At 63.1% G+C, this 2,097-nt stretch carries 2 protein-coding genes; both read left to right on the plus strand.

What is annotated here, in order from left to right:
- The coding region (locus tag U9977_RS24885) for a sensor histidine kinase (RefSeq protein WP_322751710.1) at window positions 1-1,358 on the plus strand (1,358 nt) is incomplete at its 5' end.
- Window positions 1,355-2,056: a response regulator gene (locus U9977_RS24890; RefSeq protein WP_322751711.1), complete on the plus strand. Its 702-nt coding sequence runs from the start codon at window positions 1,355-1,357 to the stop codon at window positions 2,054-2,056. The genes U9977_RS24885 and U9977_RS24890, both read left to right, overlap by 4 nt.
- The last annotated feature ends 41 nt before the right edge of the window (window positions 2,057-2,097 follow it).

Here is a 2,097-nt window from a genome sequence, read left to right on the forward strand (position 1 = left end):
ATGTTGTGGTCGCCGACCGGGCAGGTGTCCGTCTATCCCACCCGAACCCGGCACTGATCGGGCAGCGGCTCGAAGAACCCGTGGTCGCCCTGGACGGGCGTACTCACGTCGGCATCGATCACGGCAGTCTGGGCCGCTCGGCCAACGGTAAGGCTCCTATCTTCGACTCGGACGGCGCCGCCATAGGTGAGGTCTCAGTTGGCATCCTGGAACGTAACGTGACGAGCCGGCTGCGGCACGAAGCCCTATTGATTCTCCTGTATTCGGCCCTCATCCTCGCACTCAGCACGGTTGCCTCGTGGGCGCTTGCCCGGACAATCAAGCGAATCACCTTCGGTCTGGAGCTGTCGGAAATCGCATCGCTGCTGCAGGAGCGCGAGGCAATGCTGCACGGCATCCGCGAGGGTGTGCTCGGTTTCGATGCCAACGGTTGCGTCAATCTGATCAACAACGAAGCTCGGCGGCTGCTGCGGATCACATCCACGGCAACCGGGCAGCACCTCGATGAGTTGGTGCCGCCCGGCCGGCTGCACGACATGCTCGCCGGCGACATCTCGGGCGCCGACCAGGTCGCCCTCACCGATGAATACCTACTTGTAGTCAACCGCATGCCAGTCCTACTGTCCGGGCGTGACGTCGGGTACGTGGTCACGCTACGCGACCGCACCGAGTTCGAGGCGCTGATCCGTGAGTTGCACGCGGTCACCGGCCTCACCGCGGCGCTCCGCGCCCAGGAACACGAGTTCGCAAACCGGCTACACGTCATCGCAGGCCTGCTTGAACTCTCCAAACCGGAGGAGGCAGCGAGCTATCTGGCCGAGATCTCCCAAACCACCCTTGGCCAAGGCGAGGAACTGCGAGCCCGAATCGCGCCGCCATCGATAGCCGCGCTACTCACGGCCAAGGTGACGATCGCGGCCGAGCAGGACGTACAGGTGATCATCGATGACACATCGCACCTAGACCAGCCCGCCATGGATCCTCAAGTACTAATAACGATCATTGGAAATCTGATCAACAACGCGGTCGACGCGGTTGCGGGTGAACCCGGCCCCCGGCAAGTCGGCGTACATATCAGCGACGATGACGGCGAGGTGTTCATCAGGGTCACCGATACCGGACCCGGCGTCGTACCCGACACGATCGAGGAAATCTTCCAGGACGGCTACTCCACCAAAAGCCCCCGCGGGGAGATACGCCGTGGCCTCGGGCTCGCCCTGATACATCGGCTCGTACACCGTACCGGCGGCTCCGTCACCGTATCCCCAGGGCCAGGCGCCCGGTTTGAAGTCCGATTACCCATCCCCGATTCAACCACCTCAACGCCAGGCCTCAGCACACGGGAGAACTCACGGTGATTCCCATCCTCGTCATCGACGACGACTACCGGGTCGCCAGCATTCACGCGGCCATCGTCGAACAGGTCCCAGGCTTTCACTGCGTCGGAGAAGCACACAGCGCGGCCGAGGCACGCACCGCGATTCGCGACTTCCAGCCCGAGCTACTCCTCCTCGACATCCACCTACCCGACGAGGATGGCCTGTCCCTGTTGCGCACTCTGAAAGCCACAGTTGGCAGGGTTCCCGACTGTATCGTCGTCACCGCAGCCCGCGACCTTCACGCCGTACGGACGGCGATGCACCTCGGCGCCGTATACTACCTCGTTAAACCGTTCGGAGTCGGACAATTACGTGATCAACTTCGAGCCTACCGCCGGTGGCGCGAGCAGCTCGAGAGTTCCGACCAGGCTGACCAGGAAACCGTCGACGCCCTTTACAACCTCCTGCGCGCTCCGACCGCACTCAACTCCTCTCCACCCAGCCAACTACCGCCGACGATGGCGAAAATTCTCGATGCTGTCAGCGCAGCAGCTCAGCCGGTCAGCGCCACCCAAATTGCCCAACAGCTCGGTATGAGCCGCCCAACAGCCCAGCGCTACCTCGCTGACTTACAACGGCGTGGCCTAGTCACACTCGATCTTGCCTACGGATCAACCGGGCGCCCCGTACACCGCTACCACCCAGCAGCCCCCGACCGCCGCCGAACAAGACCATAGCGTGGGCGCTGTTGATTGAGGGGACGGGCGTGAGAACGGTC

It is taken from the genome of Protofrankia sp. Cas8 (genome assembly GCF_963555845.1).
GTDB lineage: Bacteria > Actinomycetota > Actinomycetes > Frankiales > Frankiaceae > Protofrankia.